The following is an 18,117-nucleotide window of genomic DNA, read 5'->3' as shown; positions in this document are numbered from 1 at the left end:
CCTCACCCTCCGGTGAGCCCCGGCCGCCTCCCCGCAGGCCGCTGCGTCAGCCGGTTGTGCCGAGCCCCCGGGCGACCTCGGTCGCCCAGTAGGTGAGGATCATGCTCGCGCCCGCGCGCTTGATGCCGAGCAGCGTCTCCGCGATGGCCTTCTCCCGGTCGATCCAGCCCTTCTCGGCCGCGGCCTCGACCATCGCGTACTCACCGCTGATCTGGTACGCGGCGACCGGTACGTCCACGGTCTCCGCGACCTTGGCCAGGACGTCGAGGTAGGGGCCCGCGGGCTTCACCATCACCATGTCGGCGCCCTCTTCGAGGTCCAGCGCCAACTCCCGCAAGGATTCCCGCACGTTGGCGGGGTCCTGCTGGTACGTCTTGCGGTCGCCCCGGAGCGAGGAGCCGACGGCCTCGCGGAAGGGCCCGTAGAAGGCGGAGGAGTACTTCGCGGTGTAGGCGAGGATCGACACGTCTTCCTTGCCGATCGTGTCGAGCGCGTCGCGGATGACACCGACCTGGCCGTCCATCATGCCGCTCGGGCCCACGACATGGGCGCCCGCGTCGGCCTGGACCTGGGCCATCTCCGCGTACCGCTCCAGCGTCGCGTCGTTGTCGACCCGGCCGTGCTCGTCCAGCACGCCGCAGTGCCCATGGTCCGTGGTTTCGTCCAGGCACAGGTCCGACATGATCACGAGCTCGTCCCCGACCTCGGCACGGACATCGCGGATGGCGACCTGGAGGATGCCGTCCGGGTCGGTGCCGGCGGTCCCTACGGCGTCCTTCTTGGCGTCCTCGGGCACGCCGAAGAGCATGATCCCGGCGACCCCGGCCTCGCGCGCCTCCACGGCGGCCTTCCGCAGGGTGTCGCGGGTGTGCTGGACGACACCGGGCATCGCGCTGATGGGCACCGGCTCGCCGATCCCTTCCCGCACGAAGGCGGGCAGGATCAGATCGGCCGGGTGCAGCCGGGTCTCGGCGACCATGCGGCGCATTGCGGGACTGACCCGCAGCCGCCGCGGCCGGGCCCCGGGAAAGGATCCGTACGCAGTCATGACACCTACGCTACGCCCGTCCGAATGCCCCACGTACCGACATTCCGTCGGTCGGGTCAGGGCCCGGGGCAGCGCCCCGCCAACCACCCGCACCACCGTCGCGGAGCACGCCCTCCGGCATGTCCGCAAACGCCGGACAGGCTGAACCGCCTGAACTCGCCTCGCACATCCGGCCCGCCATCGTCTGCGCCCGCACATCCAGCCCCACCGGCGATTGAGGCGCGAGGCCCGGGGCAGCACCCCGCCAACCACCCGCACCACCGTCGCAAGGCACGCCCTCCGGGCATGTCCTCAATCGCCGGACGGGCTCAAAGTGCCCCGCACATCCAGCCCCGCCGGCCATCGAGGCCCGGGGCCCGGGGCAGCACCCCGCACAGCCACCCGCACCACCGTCGTCGTGGCCCCCCACGCGAAAGGGCCCGCACCCCCACCCCGGCGGTAGCCGGGACAGGGGCGCGGGCCCTCCCGCAGTGTCAGGTCGTGCGGCGGCGGCGGCCACCCGGTCGTCTCTCCGACGGCCGCGTCACATGCTCGCCCGCCTCCAGCGCCGCCCCCCGCCTCCGCGCCCCGAACTCCGCGAGCGCCTCCGCGAGCCGATGCACCGAAGGTTCCGGCGACAGCACGTCCACTCGCAGCCCGTGCTCCTCCGCCGTCTTCGCCGTCGCCGGACCGATGCACGCGATCACCGTGACGTTGTGCGGCTTCCCCGCGATCCCGACCAGGTTCCGCACCGTCGACGACGACGTGAACAGCACCGCGTCGAACCCGCCGCCCTTGATCGCCTCACGCGTGTCCGCCGGCGGCGGCGACGCCCGCACGGTCCGGTAGGCCGTGACGTCGTCGACCTCCCAGCCCAGCTCGATCAGGCCCGCGACCAGCGTCTCCGTCGCGATGTCCGCGCGCGGCAGGAACACCCGGTCGATCGGGTCGAAGACCGGGTCGTACGGCGGCCAGTCCTCCAGCAGACCCGCCGCCGACTGCTCACCGCTCGGCACCAGGTCGGGCTTCACACCGAAGTCCACCAGCGCCGCCGCGGTCTGCTCGCCGACCGCCGCGACCTTGATGCCCGCGAAGGCACGCGCGTCGAGCCCGTACTCCTCGAACTTCTCCCGGACCGCCTTGACCGCGTTCACCGAGGTGAAGGCGATCCACTCGTACCGTCCGGTGACGAGCCCCTTGACCGCCCGCTCCATCTGCTGCGGCGTCCGCGGCGGCTCCACGGCGATCGTCGGGACCTCGTACGGCACCGCGCCGTAGGAACGAAGCTGGTCGGAGAGCGACGCCGCCTGCTCCTTGGTCCGCGGCACGAGCACCTTCCAGCCGAACAGCGGCTTGGACTCGAACCACGCGAGCTGGTCACGCTGAGCAGCCGAGCTGCGCTCACCGACCACGGCTATGACGGACCGGTGCCCCTCGGGCGAGGGCAGCACCTTCGCCTGCTTGAGGGTCTGCGCGATCGTGCCGAGCGTCGCGGTCCAGGTCCGCTGACGGGTCGTCGTACCGGCGACCGTCACGGTCAGCGGGGTGTCGGGCTTGCGGCCCGCGGCCACCAGCTCGCCCGCCGCCGCGGCGACGGTCTCGAGCGTGCTGGAGACGACGACCGTCCCGTCACTGGCCCCGATCTCGGTCCAGCACCGCTCACTCGCGGTACGGGCGTCGACGAACCGGACGTCCGTGCCCTGGGCGTCGCGCAGCGGTACACCGGCGTAGGCGGGTACGCCCACCGCGGTGGCGACACCGGGCACGACCTCGAAGGGAATTCCCTCCGCGGCGCAGGCCAGCATCTCCTGACCTGCGTCGGTGTCCAGTCCCGGATCACCGGTCACGGCACGGACGACCCGCTTGCCGCCGCGCGCGGCCTCCATGACAAGATTGGCCGCATCCCTGAGTACGGGGATTCCGGCGGCTGCTGACGCATCGTCAACAACCGTCAGTTCAGGCGTGCTCACGCTCGCCCGCGCATGGCCGCGTACGACATCGAGCACATCCGGCTCGGCGATCAGTACGTCGGCTCCCGCGAGTGCCTCGACGGCGCGCAGTGTCAGCAGCCCGGGGTCGCCGGGACCGGCGCCGAGGAAAGTGACGTGCCCGTGTGCCGAGAACGCCGAAGTCGGATTGGCGGTGGGGCTCAAAGTGCTCGCTCCCCCATAAGACCGGCCGCACCCTTGGCGAGCATCTCGGACGCGAGTTCGCGACCGAGCGCGATGGCGTCGCCGTGCGACGTGGGTACGGGACCGGTGGTGGACAGCTGCACCAGCGTCGAGCCGTCGGTGGTGCCGACGACGCCGCGCAGGCGCATTTCGGTGACAACCTGTCCGTCGGCCAACAGGTCGGCAAGCGCACCCACAGGTGCGCTGCAGCCGGCCTCCAGGGCGGCGAGCAGGGAACGCTCGGCGGTCACGGCGATCCGGGTGTACGGGTCGTCGAGCTCGGCGAGTACGGCGGCGAGTTCCGCGTTCTGTGCGGTGCACTCGATCGCCAGGGCCCCCTGGCCGGGGGCCGGCAGGACGAAGTCGACCGACAGGAAGTCGGTCGCCTCCTCGCTCCTTCCGATGCGGTTGAGCCCGGCGGCGGCGAGAACCACCGCGTCCAGCTCCCCGCTTCGTACATATCCGATCCGGGTGTCGATGTTGCCCCGGATCGGCACGGTCTCTATGCGCAGGTGGTGCGCGCGGGCGTATGCGTTCAGCTGCGCCATCCGCCGCGGCGAACCGGTGCCGATGCGGGCACCGTCGCTCAGCCGGTCGAAGCTCAGGCCGTCGCGCGCCACCAGCACGTCCCGCGCGTCCTCGCGCCGCGGCACCGCCGCGATCGTGAGGTCGTCGGGCTGCGTGGTGGGCAGGTCCTTCAGCGAGTGAACGCAGAAGTCGACGTCACCCCGCAGCAGGGCGTCCCGCAGCGCGGTGACGAAGACCCCCGTACCGCCGATCTGCGCGAGATGCTCACGGGAGGTGTCCCCGTACGTGGTGATCTCGACGAGCTCGACGGCACGGCCGGTCAACTGGCGCACCGCCTGAGCCACTTGCCCGGACTGGGCCATGGCGAGCTTGCTGCGCCTGGTCCCGAGTCTCAGTGCCCTCTCGGTCATACTCGCCCTCGGTTCTTGACGTCTGCGTCATTCATGTCGGCCCGGCTGACGGAGGCGACCGTCTCCGGGTCGAGGTCGAAGAGCGTCCGCAGTGCGTCGGCGTACCCGGCGCCGCCGGGCTCGCTGGCAAGCTGCTTGACGCGCACGGTGGGCGCGTGGAGCAGCTTGTCGACGACGCGGCGGACGGTCTGGTTGATCTCGGCGCGCTGCTTCTCGTCGAGACCGGTGAGCCGCCCCTCCAGGCGCGCGATCTCACCGGCGACGACATCGGCGGCCATGGTGCGCAGCGCGACGACGGTCGGCGTGATGCGGGCCGCCCGCTGGGCGGCGCCGAACGCGGCGACCTCGTCGGACACGATGCGGCGCACCTGATCGACATCGGCGGCCATCGGGGCGTCGGCGGACGCCTCGGCGAGCGATTCGATGTCGACGAGCCGTACACCGGGGAGCCGGTGGACGGCGTGATCGATGTCCCGCGGCATGGCGAGATCGAGCAGTCCGATGCGCACCGCGCCGTTGGTGCGCACGGGTGCGGGGTTGCGCGGCAGGGTCCGCTCGGCGTTCTCCATCCAGGCGCCGTGCTGGGCCAGCGTCTCGGCGACGTGCAGCTCGTCGAGTCCCACGGGACAGGCGGGCTCGCCGCTCGCGGCCCCGGCCTGCGTCGCGGCATCGGGGGCAAGGACCCGGGGCTCGGCGCCGACGGTCAGGTCGGCGACCCGCCCGTCGCGCGCGGCGAACTCCGCCAGCCGCGCGACCAGACTTCCGTCGGGCGCCCGCAGGTCCTGGACCGCCGACGCGGCGTCCGCTCCCACCGGCACCACATGCTCCGCCAGCGCGGTCGCGACCGACTCCGCCGTCAGCACGAGACCGGTCGCTCCGGTGCAGGACACCACCGCATCGGCACGTGTCAGTTCGTCGGCGACGGCCGCCATGGGCACCGCCCGCGCGGTCACCCCGTCCGTCTCCGAGAGCACGGAGGCCAGTCGTTCGGCGCGGTCCAGCGTCCGGTTGGCGACGACGAGCTCGCCCACACCGAGGCGTGCCAGCGTCGTCGCGGCGAGCGAGGACATCGAGCCGGCGCCGATCACCAGCACCCGCTTGTCCGCCGCCCACTGCTCGACGTCCGCGCCCTCGGCGAGCTGCTCCAGGCCGAAGGTCACGAGCGACTGCCCGGCCCGGTCGATCCCGGTCTCGCTGTGGGCGCGCTTGCCGACCCGCAGCGCCTGCTGGAACAGGTCGTTGATCAGCCGCCCGGCGGTGTGCAGTTCCTGCCCCAGCGCGAGCGCGTCCTTGATCTGGCCGAGGATCTGCCCCTCGCCCACGACCATCGAGTCCAGCCCGCACGCCACCGAGAACAGGTGGTGCACCGCCCGGTCCTCGTAGTGCACGTACAGATAGGGAGTGAGCTCCTCGAGCCCGACCGCGCTGTGCTGCGCGAGCAGGGTGGACAGCTCGGCCACACCCGCGTGGAACTTGTCCACGTCGGCGTAGAGCTCGATGCGGTTGCAGGTGGCCAGCACCGCGGCCTCCACGGCCGGCTCCGCGGCGAGCGTGTCGTGCAGCAGCTTGACCTGCGCGTCCGCGGACAGCGACGCCCGCTCCAGCACACTGACCGGCGCGCTGCGGTGGCTCAGTCCGACGACCAGGAGACTCATGCCGGCATCACGGCGGGCATGTCCCCGTCGGGTCCCTTCCGGCCTGCCGCGGCCTCGGCCTCCTCGCCGGCCTTCCGCTGCTCGTGGAAGGCGAGGATCTGCAGCTCGATCGAGAGGTCGACCTTGCGCACATCGACACCGTCGGGCACGGAGAGGACGGTGGGGGCGAAATTGAGGATGGAGGTGACACCGGCGGCGATCAGCCGCTCGCACACCTGCTGGGCGGCACCGGCGGGCGTGGAGATGACGCCGATCGACACGCCGTTGTCGCTGATGATCTTCTCGAGCTCGTCCGTGTGCTGGACGGGGATGCCCGCGACGGGCTTGCCCGCCATCGTCGGGTCAGCGTCTATCAACGCGGCGACCCGGAAGCCACGGGAGGCGAAGCCGCCGTAGTTGGCGAGCGCGGCGCCGAGATTACCGATACCGACGATCACCACGGGCCAGTCCTGCGTGAGGCCCAGCTCACGGGAGATCTGGTAGACGAGGTACTCCACGTCGTAACCGACACCCCGGGTGCCGTACGAGCCGAGGTAGGAGAAGTCCTTGCGCAGCTTCGCGGAGTTCACGCCCGCCGCGGCGGCCAGCTCCTCGGAGGAGACGGTCGGCACGGAACGCTCGGACAGCGCCGTGAGGGCGCGGAGGTACAGCGGAAGCCGGGCGACGGTGGCCTCGGGGATTCCTCGGCTACGGGTCGCCGGTCGGTGATTTCGGCCAGTTGCCACGGTGCTCCTGCGGGATGAGCGAGGCTGCAGGCGGCCGTGTGTTCCAAGACCGCCCCGTCGAATGCAGGCTATGTCTTTGTGAACGCGTGCACAAAGATGGTGTCCGTTTTGTCCGAGCAAAGTGACCGGGGTCACGCATTTCGCTCGCGTGAACCTGGAACCTCGAACCGCATCGGCCTGCTGGAGACCCGAAGGGGGCAAAACCGTACACACTCCTCACGTATACGCCCCGAGACCGTCTACTGTGCCCTGTCCCCCTCGCGTCCGGATAGAGCCGTGACAGCGCCGGAGCATCCCCCGAACGGCCCTCCGTGGCCGCGCGGGGCGCGCAGCCGGCCGCCGGCCGGAGTCAGGCTCCCAGCGCGCGCCGCAGCCGCCCCGGGTCCACCCGCCAGAACGTGTGCTGCTCGCCGTCGACGAGCACCACCGGGATCTGCTCCCAGTACGCCCGGTGCAGCGCCTCGTCCTGGGTGATGTCCTTCTCCTCCCACGACGCGCCCGTCTCAGCGCACACCTTCTCGACGACCGTCCGGGCGTCGTCGCACAGATGACACTCCGGTTTGCCGATCAATGTCACCACTCGCTCGCCGGGTTTCTTCTTGGCACGCCGCAGCAGAGGACTCATGCAGCCATTGTCCGCCCGCGCACGGCCTGCGCGGCCACCCGAACCCCACCCCCGCGGCACATTGGCACCACCCGTTCAACAAAGCGGTCGCGCAGAGTTCACGCCATGGCACACCGGCGTGTCGGGAAGTCCCGAACAGACTGGCTATGCTCACGCCATGGCCGCACTGGGATGGCTCACCCCCCGTAGGCGCTCCGCCACCGCAAGGAGCGTGCTCGCAGGCGAGGCAGCAGCCGAGGCAGCGCGCAAGACGTCGCAGCAGCTCGACGAATTCGGCACGCTGGACGGCTTCGCCCCGCCCGCCGAACCCGACTTCCCCGTCCTCGGGGACGACCGGGCCGCCGCCTTCTTCGATCTCGACAACACCGTGATGCAGGGCGCCGCGATCTTCCACTTCGGCCGCGGCCTGTACAAGCGGAAGTTCTTCCAGCGCCGTGAGCTGGCCAGATTCGCCTGGCAACAGACCTGGTTCCGGCTCGCCGGCGTCGAGGACCCCGAGCACATGCAGGACGTCCGCGAGTCCGCCCTGTCCATCGTCAAGGGCCACCGCGTCTCCGAGCTGATGAGCATCGGCGAGGAGATCTACGACGAGTACATGGCCGACCGCATCTGGCCCGGCACCCGTGCGCTCGCGCAGGCGCACCTGGACGCGGGCCAGAAGGTCTGGCTGGTGACGGCCGCCCCGGTGGAGACCGCGACGATCATCGCCCGCCGCCTCGGCCTGACCGGCGCGCTGGGCACGGTCGCCGAGTCCGTCGACGGCGTCTACACCGGCAAGCTCGTCGGCGAGCCGCTGCACGGCCCGGCGAAGGCCGAGGCGGTACGCGCCCTGGCCGCGGCCGAGGGCCTGGAGCTCGCCCGCTGCGCCGCCTACAGCGATTCGCACAACGACATCCCGATGCTCTCGCTCGTCGGGCATCCGTATGCGATCAATCCGGACACGAAGCTGCGCAAGCACGCACGCGAACGCGAATGGCGACTGCGTGACTACCGGACCGGCCGCAAGGCGGCCAAGGTCGGCATCCCGGCGGCGGCCGGTGTCGGCGCCATCGCCGGTGGTACGGCGGCCGCGGTCGCCCTGCACCGCCGCCGCCGCTGATACGCAGAGCGACGATCCGGGACGCTCCCGACCGCAAGGAACAGGCTGCGGCACACCCTGTGATGAGTCAGATCGCGAAGCTTTTCGATCAACAAGCGTTCACGATCTGCTACTTGAACCGTCGCCGAGGGGTAACAGAAGCGACGGAAACGATGATTTGAGCAACTGGGTGTAGCACTGCCTGTACGAAGCGTTATTCTCCTCAAACGCATACGGGAACCCACCAGTCGCCACGACGGGTGAACATTCCCGCACTGCACGTGATGGAAGCTCTGCCTCTGGGAGTCCCGTGTACCCACACGTCGGGGTTGACGCCTCGGGCCTGGCTACGCTCCGCGCGGCGGTCCTCGACCACCTGCGCGGTTTCGTCCCCACCGCGTACGCCGGCCCCGCCCTTGCCATGCCCCGCCTCGCCACCAGCGGCCCCGCCGCTCCCTGCTACGCCCTGGCCGACGGCATCGAACAGGTGCCGGGGCGGAGCGCCGTCGTCGAGGGGAGGAGGTCGGGCGACGGGCGGGCCGTCGGCAGACGGAGCAGCCGGGGCGGCTCCGGTGCCTCGACCACCGCACGCCGGCCCAGTGCCGACAGCGACAGCGCCCGCATGATGGAGCTGGTCGAGCGCGCCCAGGCGGGCGAGGCGGAAGCATTCGGCCGTCTCTACGACCAGTACAGCGACACCGTCTACCGCTACATCTACTACCGGGTGGGCGGGAAGGCGACGGCGGAGGACCTCACGAGTGAGACGTTCCTGCGGGCCCTGCGCCGCATCTCCACCTTCACCTGGCAGGGCCGTGACTTCGGCGCCTGGCTGGTGACGATCGCGCGGAACCTGGTCGCCGACCACTTCAAGTCCAGCCGATTCCGGCTGGAGGTCACGACCGGCGAGATGCTCGACGCCAACGAGGTCGAACGCAGCCCGGAGGACTCCGTCCTGGAGTCCCTGTCCAACGCCGCGCTGCTCGAAGCCGTCAAGAAACTCAATCCTCAGCAGCAGGAATGCGTGACTCTGCGCTTCCTGCAGGGCCTGTCGGTCGCGGAGACCGCCAGGGTGATGGGCAAGAACGAGGGTGCGATCAAGACCCTCCAGTACCGCGCCGTACGCACCCTGGCCCGCCTCCTGCCCGACGACGCCCGCTGACCGACCCAACTCACAATCGGTGACGCCACGATGACGCACTGGTCCGATCATCTTTCGCGCGTAACCCAAGTGCCGCGACGCTCGTTGTGCGGGATGCAGGCTCCCTGTGGTCACGCCATGCCCGCAGCCACTCACTCGATCGGGTGGTTGCGCTCAAGGTGTGCAACCTTCCGGACCCCGAGGGGAGTCGACCGTCATGACGAGAGGAGGTGCCGCCAGTGATCGCGAACGTTTCGGCGCACCGGCGGGCGAACGCCTTCGCCCAGGCCTTGGAAGATCAGGCGGCCGAGCAGCCGGATGATGCGGTCGAACCGACCGAGCACGGACGGCTGTTGGCGCTGGCGAACGGTCTCGGCGAGCTGCCGGGACCGGTAATGGATCCCGAGGTCAAAGTGGTGCAGCGAGCGCAGCTCGTGGCCGCCATGGAAGCCATGTTCCAGGAAGGCACGGCCTCGGGAGGCAGGTCCGCGGGCACTACGGTGCCCGAGCAGCGGACGACCGGCCGCGGCGCCCATCGGGCCTCCCCGCTCCGGAAATTGCGACCACGCTCCCGCTGGTCGAAGGGTCTTGCGGCCGGCGGTCTGACCGTCGGTGTCGCCGCGGGGGCCTTCGGCGGAGTGGCCGCTGCCAGTTCCGACGCCCTTCCAGGTGACACGCTGTACGGGCTGAAGCGCGGCATGGAGGACATCCGGCTCGGTATGGCGGAAGGCGAGTCCGACCGCGGCGAGCTGTACCTCGACCAGGCATCCACCCGGCTCAGTGAGGCCCGCCGCCTCATGGAGCGCGGACGGGCCGGCGCCCTGGACCACGAATCACTGGGCGAGGTCCGCCGCGCCCTCACCGGCGTGCGGCACGACGCGGGCGAGGGCCACCGGCTGCTCCACGAGGCGTACGAACGGGACGGCTCGCTCGGCCCGATCCAGAAGCTCAACTCGTTCTCCCGCGCCCACCGTGACGCGTGGAACGGGCTGCGGGACCGGCTGCCGGCCCAACTGACCGATGTCGGCGACGACGTCAACGACGTGTTCGACGCCATAGACCAAGAGGTCGAGCCGCTCCAGTCGCTGCTGCCCCGCGCCCCGGAGCAGAGCCGTGGCGGCGGGCAGCGTCCCGGCGCCTCCTCGCAGGACTCGGGCCGCCCGTCGAGCCCGGGCAGCAGTCGTACGACACCGTCCGCTCCGGGCACGGGCGAGTCCCGTCCCGGTGAGGCCGGCAAGCCGAAGCCCTCGGGTTCCGGCGCGGCGTCGGACGACGGTCTGCTCGGCGGCGACCCGGGCGATCTGTTCGACCCTCCGACGAACGGCGACAGCCCCTCGCCCTCGGGCAGGGACCCACTCCCGCCGCAGCCGGACATCACCATCCCGCCGCTGCTGCCGGGAATCCTGCCGGGCCTCGGCCTGGAGGCCGAGGACGACAACTGACACACAGCAAGGCCGGAGGGGCTGGAGTAATCCAGCCCCCTCCGGTGTGTCCGGGAACCGGCCCGGAAGAAGACTGGTTCAGAAGAACACCGGCCTAGAAGAACACCGACCGGCGCTGCACCAGCAGCTTGTAGAGCGTGTGCTGGATCTGCTCCCGCACCTGGTCCGTCAGGTTGAACATCAGCATCGGGTCCTCCGCCGCCTCCGGCGGATACCCGTCCGTCGGGATCGGCTCCCCGAACTGGATCGTCCACTTCGTCGGCAGCGGCACCGCGCCCAGCGGACCCAGCCACGGGAACGTCGGCGTGATCGGGAAGTACGGGAAGCCCAGCAGCCGCGCGAGCGTCTTCGCGTTGCCGATCATCGGGTAGATCTCCTCCGCCCCCACGATCGAGCACGGCACGATCGGAGCTCCCGCCCGCAGCGCCGTGGAGACGAACCCGCCCCGCCCGAACCGCTGAAGCTTGTAGCGGTCGCTGAACGGCTTCCCGATGCCCTTGAAGCCCTCGGGCATCACCCCGACGACCTCACCGCGCTGGAGGAGCCGCTCGGCGTCCTCGGAGCACGCCAGCGTGTGTCCGGCCTTGCGGGCGAGTTCGTTCACCACCGGCAGCATGAAGACCAGATCTGCGGCGAGCAGCCGCAGATGACGGCCCGCCGGATGGTTGTCGTGGACGGCGACCTGCATCATCAGACCGTCCAGCGGCAGCGTGCCCGAGTGGTTGGCCACCACCAGCGCTCCGCCGTCGGAGGGAATGTTCTCGATCCCCTTCACCTCGACGCGGAAGTACTTCTCGTACAGCGGCCGGACCATCGACATCAGGACCTGGTCGGTGAGGTCCTCGTCGTAGCCGAACTCGTCGACCTCGTAGTCCCCGGTGATCCGGCGGCGCAGGAACGCGAGCCCGCCGGCGATCCGCCGGTCCCAGCCGCCACCCCGCTCGGCCGGCGGCTGCACCGGCGACTCCTGGTCGGCCGCGTCCGACGTCTTCTGCGCCGGCTGCTGTGCGGGCAGCGGGCTCACGGGCATCTCCCGCATACCGCCGGGATCGGCCTTGCGCCGGCTCGTGCCGCCCGTGGGGCGTCGCCGCGCAGCACGCTGCGCGCTGCCGCGCGAACGGTCGTCGTCGAACGGAATGACCTTGGCGTCCGCCATCGTTGGCTGCGCTCCTTATTCGGCGTCGCTCTGAGTCGTCTGGAGGGAGGGGTCCGGACCGGCGGACCGGCCGGCGCCGACCGGCAGCGCGGCCGCCACCCGGTCCACGGCGTCCGCCAGGACCTCCGGAGGCAGCAGCCCAGGCCCGCGGCTGCGGGCGAAGTCCGCGAAGGCCTCCGCGGTCGTGAACTTCGGCTGGAAGCCCAGGGTCTCGCGCATCTGCGTCGTACTCACCACCCGGCCGTGCGTCAGCAGGCGGATCTGCTCGGGCGAGAAGTCCGTGACACCGAGCGTACGCAGCGCGGAGCCGACCCAGGTGACCGCGGGCAGCAGAACCGGCAGTGTCGGCCGCCCGAGACGCCGTGAGCACTGCGAGAGCAGCAGCACACCGTCGCCCGCGACGTTGAACGTGCCGCTGTTGAGCGTGCCGCGCCGCGGCTCGTCGAGCGCGATCCGCAACACGTCGATCACATCGTCCTCATGGACGAACTGCAGCCGCGGGTCGTAGCCGAAGACGGTCGGCATGACGGGCAACGAGAAGAACTCGGCGAGCGGGGAGTCGGCGCACGGGCCGAGGATGTTCGCGAACCGCAGGACGCACACGGCGACGTCCGGGCGCCTGCGGGCGAACCCGCGGACGTATCCCTCGACCTCGACCGCGTCCTTCGCAAAGCCGCCGCTGGGCAGGGACTTGGGCGGGGTGGTCTCGGTGAACACCGCGGGGTCGCGGGGCGCCGAGCCGTACACGCTCGTACTGGACTTGATCACCAGCCGCTTGACGGTCGGCGACTTCTGGCAGGCGCCGAGCAGCTGCATGGTGCCGATGACGTTGGTCTCCTTGACCGTCGTCCGGCCGCCTGCGCCCAACGGCGTACCCGTCACGTCCATGTGCACGACCGTGTCGACGTCGTGCTCGGCCAGCACCCGCGCTATGGCCGGCTGGCGGATGTCGGCGCGTACGAAGTCGGCGCCGCCCAAGTGGTGCTCGGGGTCCACCGCATCGACACCGATCACCCGATCCACGCCGGGATCCCGGAGGATGCGCCGTACCAGCCGCCCTCCGAGCTGCCGGGCCACACCGGTGACGAGCACGACCTTGCCCAAGATCAGCGCCTTCCCTTAGGTCCACCCCACCCTTATCCGTCACCGTAGCGGTTCGGTGTTGCGCTGTGATGACTGCACGACGCTGTTTCGCCAAGGGACGCACCGCGGCCCCTCCACCGAAACGGTGGAGGGGCCGCGATGACACGTACAGCTGCCGTAACGAATTACTTCTTGTTACGACGCTGAACGCGGGTGCGCTTGAGCAGCTTGCGGTGCTTCTTCTTCGCCATCCGCTTGCGCCGCTTCTTGATAACAGAGCCCACGACTACCCTCGCTCACTTCTCTTCACTCGGTGCGGGGCGTCTGGGCCCACACGACCTACATCGGCCTAGCCTACCCGCCCCAGCCCCGAGCTTGTAATCCGAGGGCAGCCGCCCTGCTCGGGCTACGCGGATTCCACCCCCACAAAGGATTCGCGGAGGTATTCGTGAACCGCTTGCTCCGGTACCCGGAAGGACCTCCCCACCCGGATGGCCGGCAGATGACCGCTGTGCACCAACCGGTACACGGTCATCTTCGACACCCTCATCACCGAGGCGACCTCCGCCACGGTAAGGAACTTGACCTCGTTGAGAGGCCTCTCGCTGCCAGCAGCCATGACCCACCTGTACCTTCCGCACATGACGCACACCGGCTTCCCCTCCGGTGACTCTTCGTCGCTGTGCGCTCACTCCCCAGAGTAGGGGCGGGTGGTGCGAGTGGGGAAGAGGAGCAGCGCTCGGCCGCCTACTGTGACAGACACGCTCGATTGAGTACATAGCGCGTCAGCGGGAGGTAGTAATCGGACCGCACAGCGTCATCGAGCGGAACGACCACGGACACCTGCCCCTCCGCCTCCCCCACGAAGAGCGCCGGATCGTCGGTGTCGGCGAGCCCGATCGCGTCAATCCCCAGCTGACCTGCCCCACAGACCCAGCCGTGGTCACCGACGACCAGGTCCGGCAGGGGCCCCCGGCCCTCCGCGACACCCTCCAATGCGGCCCGAACCGGCAGGGGGGAATGGGTGTGTGCGCCGGTCTCACTCCCGGCGCCCCGAGCGCCGGTCTCGCGCACCATCGCGACGCCCCGTACGTACTGGAGGTTGTACGTGCGTACGCCGAACCGGGTCGTTATGTCGACACATCGCCCCTGCGCGGGGGTGAGAACGACGCAGCCCGCCGCCGACAAAGCGTCTGCCAGCCCGGCGTAGAACCCGAGCAGCCGGTGCGGATGCCCGGTCCCGAGCAACACAACTCCCCCACGAGCAGCAACGGCACCGAGCCGTTCGGCGAAGGCGGCGAGTGCGGTCAGCGTCCGCTCGGGGTCGATGACATCGGACCCGTCGACACAGGCGGGATCGTCCGAAACACCACACCTGTCGGCCATCAGAGCGATCAATTCCCGCTCGCTCCAGTCCCGTTCGGGAAGGAGTCCGAGGGTGGCACGGGGATCACGCGCGGCGAAGAGCCGGTAACTGCGCAGACTCGCCTCCCGCGACGTGGCGACGGCTCCGGCCAACCGGGCCGCCAGAAGATGCGCCCGCAGCGCTCCGGTACTCAACACGCTCCCGATGCTCCCGCAGCGGACGCGGGCCCGTACGAAAAGGAGGGAGTGACCGCACGGTTGGCGTAACGGGGGTAAGGGAGCAACCGGGGCAAGGGGCGAACCGTGGAGTGCGGCGCGGCCGCTCGTTGCCGCGCAGCCGCACATTGCCGCTCCCCCGGTGCCGGTCGGGCAGCTCCCACCGCCCGGTGCCGGTCGGGGCCGGTCCGCCTACGCCAGCAGCCCCCTGAGCGGGAACACCGCCCGCCGTGTCGCCAGCACCGCCTGGTCCAGGCGGTCCGCCGGGTCGTACCCCGCCTCCCACTCGCGCCACGTCGGCGTACGGCCGTCCGTCATCCGTCCCGGCCCCAGCTGCCGCGTCCGCGCGTACACCTCGTCCCGCCACGTCGACGGGATCACCGACTCCGGGTCCACCGGCGCATGTCCGGCGATCCCCACCAGATGCGTCCAGGACCTGGGGACCACGTCCACCACCGCGTACCCGCCGCCCCCGAGCGCGACCCACCTGCCGCCGTCCACATGGTCGTGGGCCAGCGCATGGCACGACTCCTGGACCGCCCGCTGTGCGTCCAGCGACACCGCCAGATGCGCCAGCGGGTCCTCGAAGTGCGTGTCCGCGCCGTGCTGCGTCACCAGGACCTCCGGCCGGAAGTCGGCCAGCAGCTCCGGCACCACCGCGTGGAAGGCCCGGAGCCAGCCCTCGTCGCCGGTCCCGGCCGGCAGGGCCACATTGACCGCGCTGCCCGCCGCCGCGCCGTCCCCGCCGGTCTCCTCCGGCCAGCCGGTGCCGGGGAACAGCATCCGCGGATGCTCGTGCATCGAGACCGTCAGCACGCGCGGATCATCCCAGAACGCCGCCTGGACGCCGTCCCCGTGATGCACGTCCACATCCACATACGCGACCCGCTCCGCACCCAGCTCCAGCAACCGCGCGATCGCCAGCGACGCGTCGTTGTAGATGCAGAACCCCGAGGCGGAACCGGGCATCGCATGGTGCAGACCACCCGCGAAGTTCACCGCGTGCGCGGCCTCACCCCGCCAGACCGCCTCCGCGGCCCCGACCGACTGCCCCGCGATCAGCGCGGACGCCTCGTGCATCCCCGCGAAGGCCGGATCGTCCATCGTGCCGAGCCCGTACGACTGGTCCGCCGACCTCGGATCCGCCGAAGCCGCCCTGACCGCCGCCACATAGTCCTCACGGTGCACGAGCCGGAGCGTGGAGTCCCCGGCAGACTTCGCGGACACCACGTCCAGCGCACGGTCCAACCCGTACGCCCGCACCAACCCCATGGTCAGCGCGAGCCGCACCGGATCCATCGGATGGCTGCTCCCGAAGTCATACTTCGTTACCGCCTCGTCCCACATCAACAATCCGCGGCCGCTCATGCCCGCCACCGTATCCGGCCGGCTCCGCACCGAACGAGCGGGCGTACCGCAACGTCACCAGCACCAACACCATCGGCACGACCATCGCCCACCGATAGCTCCAGGCGTCCCCGAGCGCCCCGACGAGCGGTGAACCGACCAGGAAGCCGACGTAGTTGAAGACGTTCAGCCTGGCCACCGCCGCATCGCTCGCCCCGGGCCCCCCGGCCTCGACCGCCCGCCGCCCCGCCGCGGCGAACGTCTGCGGCACGATCACACACAGGCCGAACCCCAGCAGAGTGAAGCCGAGAATCCCCACCACGGCCCCGGGCGCCATCGCCACCACGGCGAATCCGGCGGCCGCCAGCACCGTCCCGCACCGCACGACCGCCACGGCACCGAACCGCCGCACCCCCAGGTCACCCACCGCCCGGCCCAGCAGCGTGGTCACCATGTACGCGTTGTACGGGACGGTCGCGACCTCCTCCGAGCTCCCGAGCACGTCCTGCAGATACTTCGCGCTCCAGTTGGAGACCGTGGAGTCCCCGATGTAGGCGAAGGCCATCACCAGGCAGAACGGCAACAGCAGCCGGAACCCGACGCCTGCCCCCTCGCGTTCCCCCGCCCGCGTGGGTGTCCGCGGCACCGGCTCCTGATCCGCGTACCAGCGGCTCCCCACCAGCACCACCGGCAACAGCACAGCCATCACCGGCAGATACGAGGCCAGCAGCGACAGGTCCCAGTGCGCGCCCGCCCACGCCAGCGAGGCGCCGGCGATCCCACCGAGGCTGTACGCCGCATGGAACCCGAGCATGATGCTGCGCCCGTACGCCCGCTGAAGGCTCACTCCGAGCATGTTCATGGACGCGTCCAGTGCACCGACCGCGAGCCCGAAGATCCCGAGGGCGACAGCGACCTGCCACACGTCGGTCCCGGCGGCCACCCCCAGCAGCGCCAGCATCACCACCGGCTGGGACCACCGCAGTACGGCACTGGGGGCGATCCGCCGCACCAGCCACTCGGTGACCACACTTCCGACGCCGGCGAGAATCGGCACCGCGGCGAGGAAGACGGGCAGCATGGCGTCGGATATCCCGTACCGGTCCTGCACCGCGGGTATCCGCGTCACGAGCAGAGCGAACGCCACTCCCTGCGCGAAGAAGCTCAACGCCAACGAGGCGCGACCACGCCGCAACCGCCGCCCCAACCGCGCATCCGTCATGGCCGGACAGCGTAGGCCGCTGCCCTACCCAGCGGTAGATCGATCACACGACCAATCGGTCGGATCAGACGAGCAGTTCGGGCAGCTCGGCCATGGACCCGAAGTACCCCTTCGCACCGGCCGACTTCTCGGCGGCGGTCATCGCCGTGAACCCGTAGACGTCCATACCGGCCGCCCTCGCCGCGGTCACCCCGAGCGGGCTGTCCTCGACGACGACACAGCGCTCCGGGGCAACGCCCATCCGCTCGGCGGCGTGCAGAAACAGATCCGGCTCCGGCTTCCCCCGGCCCACGTCCTGTGCACTGAAGACATTGCCCTCCCGGAACCAGAGGTCCAGACCGGTCTTCAGATGCCCGACGCGGATCCGCTCATGACTCCCCGACGACGCGACGCAATACGGCACCCCTTCGGCCACGAGCTTCCCCAGCACCTCGGTCACCCCGTCGACAGCCACCAACTCCCGCTCGAAAGCGGCGAAGACGCGCGCATGCAGCGTGTCGTCGAAGTCCTCGGGCAGTCGCCGGCCGGTCCGCTCCAGCACGAGGTCGTGCACGCGGTGCACAGCCGCTCCCATGTAGTCGCGCAGCGAGTCCTCGTACGAGGTGGGGTGCCCCAGCTCGGTCAGATAGCCGGCGAGGATGGTGTTCGAGATCGGCTCACTGTCGACGAGCACACCGTCGTTGTCGAAGATGACCAGTTCATAGCGCATGGACTCACCCTAAAGAGCCTCAGCAGGCGCCTACGCGGCGCACTGGGTCCAGGGGCTCGTGCCATATGAGCAGGTGCTCGGGCCGGTGCGCCGGGACTGCGGCATCGGGCAGCGACCTGACGCACAACGCAAAAATGCCTCAACCCCCGGACATGGTCCGGGGGTTGAGGCTAAAAATTGTTCGGCGGCGTCCTACTCTCCCACAGGGTCCCCCCTGCAG

General features: G+C 70.4%; 17 protein-coding genes. 3 read left to right on the top strand and 14 right to left on the bottom strand.

What is annotated here, in order from left to right; genetic code table 11:
• Positions 1-46: 46 nt before the first annotated feature.
• The 6 genes from hemB to ABTX78_RS05460 all read right to left on the bottom strand — a co-directional run bounded on the left by hemB (position 47) and on the right by ABTX78_RS05460 (position 7,141).
• Entirely contained in the window at positions 47-1,048 is a 1,002-nt protein-coding gene (gene hemB, locus ABTX78_RS05485) for a porphobilinogen synthase (RefSeq protein ID WP_352205524.1), read from the bottom strand.
• Between the two features lie 473 nt (positions 1,049-1,521).
• A complete protein-coding gene (locus ABTX78_RS05480; protein WP_352205523.1) occupies positions 1,522-3,180 on the bottom strand; it encodes a bifunctional uroporphyrinogen-III C-methyltransferase/uroporphyrinogen-III synthase in 1,659 nt (552 codons plus the stop codon).
• Positions 3,177-4,136, bottom strand: coding sequence for a hydroxymethylbilane synthase (hemC, locus tag ABTX78_RS05475; protein ID WP_352205522.1), 960 nt, complete (start codon positions 4,134-4,136; stop codon positions 3,177-3,179). The genes ABTX78_RS05480 and hemC overlap by 4 nt, the downstream gene beginning before the upstream one ends.
• Complete coding sequence (locus ABTX78_RS05470) at positions 4,133-5,791, bottom strand: glutamyl-tRNA reductase (RefSeq protein WP_352205521.1); 1,659 nt, start codon at positions 5,789-5,791, stop codon at positions 4,133-4,135. Before ABTX78_RS05470 ends, hemC begins: the two co-directional genes overlap by 4 nt.
• Complete coding sequence (locus ABTX78_RS05465) at positions 5,788-6,516, bottom strand: redox-sensing transcriptional repressor Rex (RefSeq protein WP_142214354.1); 729 nt, start codon at positions 6,514-6,516, stop codon at positions 5,788-5,790. The genes ABTX78_RS05470 and ABTX78_RS05465 overlap by 4 nt, the downstream gene beginning before the upstream one ends.
• A 349-nt stretch (positions 6,517-6,865) precedes the next feature.
• Positions 6,866-7,141: a glutaredoxin family protein gene (locus tag ABTX78_RS05460; RefSeq protein ID WP_352205520.1), complete on the bottom strand. Its 276-nt coding sequence runs from the start codon at positions 7,139-7,141 to the stop codon at positions 6,866-6,868.
• Positions 7,142-7,298: 157 nt separating this feature from the next.
• Here ABTX78_RS05460 and ABTX78_RS05455 point away from each other — a divergent pair, with 157 nt between their 5' ends.
• The 3 genes from ABTX78_RS05455 (at position 7,299) to ABTX78_RS05445 (ending at position 10,799) form a co-directional block, all read left to right on the top strand.
• Positions 7,299-8,240 carry an HAD family hydrolase gene (locus tag ABTX78_RS05455; RefSeq protein WP_313944891.1) on the top strand — a complete coding sequence of 314 codons (942 nt, stop codon included), beginning with the start codon at positions 7,299-7,301 and terminating at the stop codon, positions 8,238-8,240.
• Between the two features lie 289 nt (positions 8,241-8,529).
• The gene (locus ABTX78_RS05450; RefSeq protein ID WP_352205519.1) at positions 8,530-9,378 is read left to right on the top strand and encodes an ECF subfamily RNA polymerase sigma factor, BldN family; all 849 of its coding nucleotides are present in this window, start codon (positions 8,530-8,532) and stop codon (positions 9,376-9,378) included.
• Positions 9,379-9,596: 218 nt separating this feature from the next.
• Positions 9,597-10,799, top strand: a complete 1,203-nt coding sequence (locus ABTX78_RS05445) for a DUF5667 domain-containing protein (RefSeq protein WP_352205518.1) — start codon at positions 9,597-9,599, stop codon at positions 10,797-10,799.
• A 94-nt stretch (positions 10,800-10,893) separates the two neighbouring features.
• Here ABTX78_RS05445 and ABTX78_RS05440 read toward each other — a convergent pair whose 3' ends face one another.
• From ABTX78_RS05440 to ABTX78_RS05405, 8 genes are all read right to left on the bottom strand, one after another.
• A complete protein-coding gene (locus ABTX78_RS05440) occupies positions 10,894-11,955 on the bottom strand; it encodes a lysophospholipid acyltransferase family protein (protein WP_352205517.1) in 1,062 nt (353 codons plus the stop codon).
• 15 nt (positions 11,956-11,970) lie between these two features.
• On the bottom strand, positions 11,971-13,059 hold the full coding sequence (locus ABTX78_RS05435; RefSeq protein ID WP_352205516.1) for an NAD-dependent epimerase/dehydratase family protein: 1,089 nt from the start codon (positions 13,057-13,059) through the stop codon (positions 11,971-11,973).
• A 164-nt stretch (positions 13,060-13,223) separates the two neighbouring features.
• On the bottom strand, positions 13,224-13,322 hold the full coding sequence (locus ABTX78_RS05430) for a 30S ribosomal protein bS22 (protein ID WP_003948845.1): 99 nt from the start codon (positions 13,320-13,322) through the stop codon (positions 13,224-13,226).
• 122 nt (positions 13,323-13,444) lie between these two features.
• The gene (locus ABTX78_RS05425; protein ID WP_014046653.1) at positions 13,445-13,657 is read right to left on the bottom strand and encodes a helix-turn-helix domain-containing protein; all 213 of its coding nucleotides are present in this window, start codon (positions 13,655-13,657) and stop codon (positions 13,445-13,447) included.
• A 128-nt stretch (positions 13,658-13,785) separates the two neighbouring features.
• Entirely contained in the window at positions 13,786-14,601 is an 816-nt protein-coding gene (locus tag ABTX78_RS05420; protein WP_352205515.1) for a phosphatase, read from the bottom strand.
• A 210-nt stretch (positions 14,602-14,811) separates the two neighbouring features.
• Positions 14,812-15,987: an acetoin utilization protein AcuC gene (locus ABTX78_RS05415; protein WP_352205514.1), complete on the bottom strand. Its 1,176-nt coding sequence runs from the start codon at positions 15,985-15,987 to the stop codon at positions 14,812-14,814.
• A complete protein-coding gene (locus ABTX78_RS05410) occupies positions 15,938-17,188 on the bottom strand; it encodes an MFS transporter (RefSeq protein ID WP_352205513.1) in 1,251 nt (416 codons plus the stop codon). The genes ABTX78_RS05415 and ABTX78_RS05410 overlap by 50 nt, the downstream gene beginning before the upstream one ends.
• Positions 17,189-17,252: 64 nt before the next feature.
• Positions 17,253-17,897 carry an HAD family hydrolase gene (locus tag ABTX78_RS05405; RefSeq protein ID WP_352205512.1) on the bottom strand — a complete coding sequence of 215 codons (645 nt, stop codon included), beginning with the start codon at positions 17,895-17,897 and terminating at the stop codon, positions 17,253-17,255.
• Positions 17,898-18,117: the final 220 nt, after the last annotated feature.

Origin of the sequence: Streptomyces sp. NPDC096193 (assembly GCF_040302905.1) — a bacterium.
Taxonomy (GTDB): Bacteria; Actinomycetota; Actinomycetes; order Streptomycetales; family Streptomycetaceae; genus Streptomyces.
The sequence above is the reverse complement of the archived record's forward strand: the minus strand, read 5'-3'. Positions and strand labels throughout refer to the sequence as shown.